This is a genomic window from Hydrogenophaga sp. (genome assembly GCF_048549895.1).
GTDB lineage: Bacteria > Pseudomonadota > Gammaproteobacteria > Burkholderiales > Burkholderiaceae_C > Hydrogenophaga.
Genome location: NZ_JBLYYB010000177.1, coordinates 1 through 4444 on the forward strand (window position 1 = coordinate 1; position 4444 = coordinate 4444).

Sequence of the window (4444 nt, forward strand, 5' to 3'; positions counted from 1 at the left end):
ACCTTGATCTGCACATCGGGCGCGATGGCGTATGGAACACCGTGGAGGTACAGACCACTTTCTCCCAGGGACTCCCCATGGTCAGACACGTACATCAAGGCTGTGTCGAAGGTCCGCTCTTGTTGCTTCAGAAAGTTGATCGTCTTGGACAGAATGTGGTCTGTGTACAGCAAGGCGTTGTCGTAGGCATTGACGATCTCCTCCTTGGTGCATTTTCGAAGTTCGCCCGTGTCGCATGTCGGCGAGAAGCGCCTGAACGCATCGGGGTATCGCTTGTAGTACGTCGGCCCATGGTTGCCAAGCATGTGCAGAACGACCACCAAGTTGCCCTTTGCATCCCGCGCGACCGTGTCCAGTCCACTCAGCAAGGCGTCATCCAAGCACCGACCGTCAACGCACAGTTCGGGCCATTGCGCAGGATCAATCTGCTGGGTGGGAAGACCATCGCATACCCCTTTGCATCCAGACTGGTTGTCGCGCCAGAGCACCTGAAAGCCAGCTCGGTCCAGTACATGCAACAAAGACTCGCTGCCGCGGATGCGCTCTTCGTCGTAGTTTCGGCGACCCACTGCGGAGAACATGCACGGAAGCGAAGTTTCCGTGTTGGTTCCGCAGGCGGTTACATCGGTGAAGTTCAGGACGTCCTGTTTGGCCAACTCGGGTGTGGTCTGTCGGACGTAGCCATTCAGCCCCCAGTTTGCAGCGCGAGCAGTCTCTCCGATGGCCAACACCAGCAGGGTGGGTCGTGGCCGTGCGCTCCATGAGGCGCCCTGTCGTGCATCAGCGCCCACCGTCATTCGTGCGACCGCAGCTTGCCGCGTATCGGCTGTCAGAACCCGTGCCGTTGAATACAGGAAGTTCGCGGGAGTAACGAGATAACGCATCTCCTTTTGGTTGCGCATGAGCGCCGAGAAGTCCTGATACACAACGAACACCGAGCCAATCAACAAGACTCCCGTCGCCATCAGTGCCAATCCACGCAACGCGAGTGCTCGCGCCAAAGGGCGCTTTTTAATCTGAACACGCCAGAGGAGCAGAAGCGGAAGTCCAGCGAAGACCACCAGATGAGGCACCATGCCAAGGCTGAACAGCTCGCGGGCTTCAGCCACATCGGTTCGCAGCACATTGCGCAGCATGCTTGGGTCCATGAAGACGCCAAACCGCTGCATGTAGTAAGTTGCGAATGCGGTGGCAATGAGCAGCACGCTGAGCAGCTCGCGCGCGACCGATCGGTGCAGCACCAGCAGCAGTAAAAACAAGTGGAGCATGGTGAGCATCACCACCATGGCGCCACCGAACATCCAGGTTGATGGGTCGGACTCAAGCCGTCCAGCCAGCGCGGCCTTCAAAAATTGCGAGTTACACGCAAGCGCGAAGAACACGCTGGCCGCCAGCGCAACAACCTCGGTACTGACCTGTGGACGGATTCGGAGCAGTGGGCCAAGACGTGTGCTGATTTCATGTGTCAGCCTCATCTTGGAGGGATGCCCAGCGCCTTGGCTGGATCGGAGCGATGTTCAATACATACCATCGCTCACATTTTTTGCCGCTGCGACTTAAGTGCGACTTAATTCGCCGGACGCGTTCAATGACATGAGGTGGTTGATGTCACCAACGCATCTGTCCTGCTCCGACACTCTGCAAGTGAGATTGCAGAAGGACGCACCCAGATGGAATAACGCCCAAGACGGTGATCCGTCGGCCTCTAACCTTTAGGGGCAAGCCAAAACCAGAGAGCCGCAGAAACCCCAATCCAGATGAGCACGATCAAAGCTGCACCGAGTCGGCTGCTCGGTTTCGATCCCTGCACCTTCATCCACTCGTCGGCCTGTTCGCGACAATCGGCCAGAACTTCATCTGGCAGTAGTCGAATAGTCAGCCAGATGAGTCCGGGTAGCAGCAAAACATCATCCACGTAGCCGAGAACCGGGATGAAGTCTGGGATCAGGTCAATAGGACTGAGCGCGTAGGCCACGACGAACGCTCCCAGCGCTTTCGCATGCCACGGCGTTGCAGGATGTTTGCCAGCGAACCAGAGGGTCACGCCATCTCGTTTGATTCGCCTCGCCCAACGTTTGAGTTTGCCGCTGAGTGTCATTGTTTTGAGCATGCCACATCTTCACCCCTGCCTCTGGAGTCAAGCTTCACGGAAGCTGCTTTCTGCAGATCAAGGCATGGAGAGGCTCGCCTGCGCTTGAAGGAGTTGGCGGCGCTACTCTGCGGCCTGGTCGTTGAGCCGAAACCGAACAGTGACCTCAAGGCCCCGATGATCCGCAGGCGATGCCAAGCCGACATGGGCGCCATGGCGTGCGGCAATCGCTTGCACGATTGCCAGCCCGAGACCACTGCCGTAGCCGTCGCGTGCCAACGCCGTGGCTTCGCTCCCACGGTAGAAACGATCAAAAACCCGTTCCCGTTCAGCATCTGAAATACCCGGTCCATTGTCGATGACGCGAAGCACTGGGAGTGCGTCATGATCTTGAGAAATCTTGACGTCGACCACGCCACCCGCCGGCGTGAATCGAAGCGCGTTTTCGACCAAGTTGTTCAGCAGCACGGTGAGTTGTTCAGAGTCCCCATTCACCCAAACACCAGTGGAAGTCGGCTCGCTACTGACTCCCAGATCAATGTCGAGCACGTCGGCCTTCAGACTGAAGCGTGCCACCACCGACTGCACCAGTTTCGTCAAATTGAGCGGCTGCGGAGAAAAATGGTCACTGTTGGCGTCGGCTCTTGCAATGTTCAGCAACTGCTCCACCAGCCGTTGGGAGCGGTCAACCCCATTGGCAAACTCAGTCATCGCTTGCGAACGCTCTGCATCGTTGCCGCTCCCCTGGAGCAACTGGAGCTGCAAACGAAGCGCCGTGATTGGAGTTCGCAACTCGTGCGCCGCATCGGCCAAAAATCGACGCTGCGTCGCAAACGCTTCGCCCAAGCGCGTCATCAGGTCGTTGATCGAAACCACAAGCGGCTGGATCTCATTTGGAACCCCATCCAGTGAGATGGGGTCCAGCGAATGTGCGCTGCGCTGTGAGACGTCTTGCGCTGCGCCTTGAAGTGGCTTGAGTCCTTTGCGCAAGCCAAAAATCAACAGTCCACCAACGACAACAACAAGGCCCAACAGGGGCGGGAGCACTTTGGATGCCGACTCCCCGGCCATCTCCTGACGGGCAGATACGCGCTGGGCTGCTTGGGCTACCCCATCGTCATTGACGCTCGAATAGACGATCCAGTCTTCTCCATTTGCGGAGGTGCGCGACAGTCCATGCGTGCTGCTGAACGGAAGTTCAACCCGGGGATCAGAAGCGAACACGCGCTTGCCTTCGCGCGTCCAGGTCAGTGTCACGATCTCAGAATCTTCCGGCGTGTCGGTTCGATTGGGCAGCACCACAACACTGTCGTCCCCTGGCCCGTACCCGGCGTGGTGGTAACTCGCTACCGCTTGTGCAATGTTCTTGAGATCTGCATCAAAAACCTCGTGCATTTCATCGAGTGTGACAACGTATGTGAGCAATGCAACCAGCAAGGCGCCCAGACTCAACGCTCCAAGAATCCAGGTCAGCAGGGTACGTTCGATCGAACTCATCACATCTCCGCAATGCGGTATCCAACGCCACGCACATTCTTGATAGCCGATGCACCGAGCTTCTTGCGCAGGTAATGCAGGTGCACTTCGATGGCATTGCTGCCGACTTCGCTGCCCCACCCATAAACGGAGTCCTCGAGCTTTTCTCTTGACAGGACTGCGCCTGGCCTTTGCATGAGGGCTTCAAGGACCGCAAACTCCTTTGCAGTCACGTCGACAGTTGCACCACCCTTTGTGACCAGTTTGTTGACGGGGTCCAGTTGCAGTTCACCGCAGCGCAGCATGGGCACGCCGCTGCCGGCATGGCGACGCAACAAGGCTCGTACCCGAGCGATCAACTCGTCGAGGTCGAAAGGTTTCAGCAAGTAGTCATCGGCACCGGCCTCCAAGCCCGAAATGCGGTCTCGCACCGTATCGCGCGCCGATACGATCAGCACGGGCATGGAGTTGCCCCCATGGCGAAGCGTCGCAAGGATGGCCATACCATCCTTCTTGGGCAAACCCAGGTCCAGGATCGCGAGGTCGTACACGCGGTTTGCCAGTGAACACTCGGCTTCGCGCCCATCGGTAACCCAATCAACGACGAAGCCCGCTTTGGTCACACCACGCTTCACGGCCCTACCGATCATCAGATCGTCTTCAATCAGCAAGATTCGCATAGATGAACGCGAGCGGGTCAGTCGCGGGAACACTCGCAAAAAGGCAGTCCACTGGTTGGGAATTTAGCCAGGTTCTATTGAGATCAAGGACGCCATGTTCACCCGCCCTTACATTGAGGTGCACTTCATCCTTGGCCACCGCATCGCGGGTATCGCGGCAGCTCTATCAGAACCACTACGAACGACCACTCTACATTCC

General features: G+C 57.7%; 4 protein-coding genes. All 4 read right to left on the bottom strand.

Annotation, left to right across the window (positions count from 1 at the left end; all coding sequences use genetic code 11):
* A partial coding sequence (locus tag ACN4F8_RS17085; protein ID WP_419474664.1) for a phosphoethanolamine transferase occupies positions 1–1475 on the bottom strand: 1475 nt, incomplete at its 3' end.
* 230 nt (positions 1476–1705) lie between these two features.
* A complete protein-coding gene (locus ACN4F8_RS17090) occupies positions 1706–2098 on the bottom strand; it encodes a YkvA family protein (RefSeq protein ID WP_419474667.1) in 393 nt (130 codons plus the stop codon).
* A 114-nt stretch (positions 2099–2212) separates the two neighbouring features.
* Complete coding sequence (locus tag ACN4F8_RS17095) at positions 2213–3586, bottom strand: ATP-binding protein (RefSeq protein WP_419474665.1); 1374 nt, start codon at positions 3584–3586, stop codon at positions 2213–2215.
* Positions 3586–4245: a response regulator gene (locus tag ACN4F8_RS17100; protein WP_419474666.1), complete on the bottom strand. Its 660-nt coding sequence runs from the start codon at positions 4243–4245 to the stop codon at positions 3586–3588. The genes ACN4F8_RS17095 and ACN4F8_RS17100 overlap by 1 nt, the downstream gene beginning before the upstream one ends.
* Positions 4246–4444: the final 199 nt, after the last annotated feature.

What these genes read in the sequence shown, in the direction of transcription:
- ACN4F8_RS17090 (WP_419474667.1), bottom strand. Translation starts at nt 2,098, where the DNA reads ATGACACTCAGCGGCAAACTCAAACGTTGGGCGAGGCGAATCAAACGA.
- ACN4F8_RS17095 (WP_419474665.1), bottom strand. Translation starts at nt 3,586, where the DNA reads ATGAGTTCGATCGAACGTACCCTGCTGACCTGGATTCTTGGAGCGTTG.
- ACN4F8_RS17100 (WP_419474666.1), bottom strand. Translation starts at nt 4,245, where the DNA reads ATGCGAATCTTGCTGATTGAAGACGATCTGATGATCGGTAGGGCCGTG.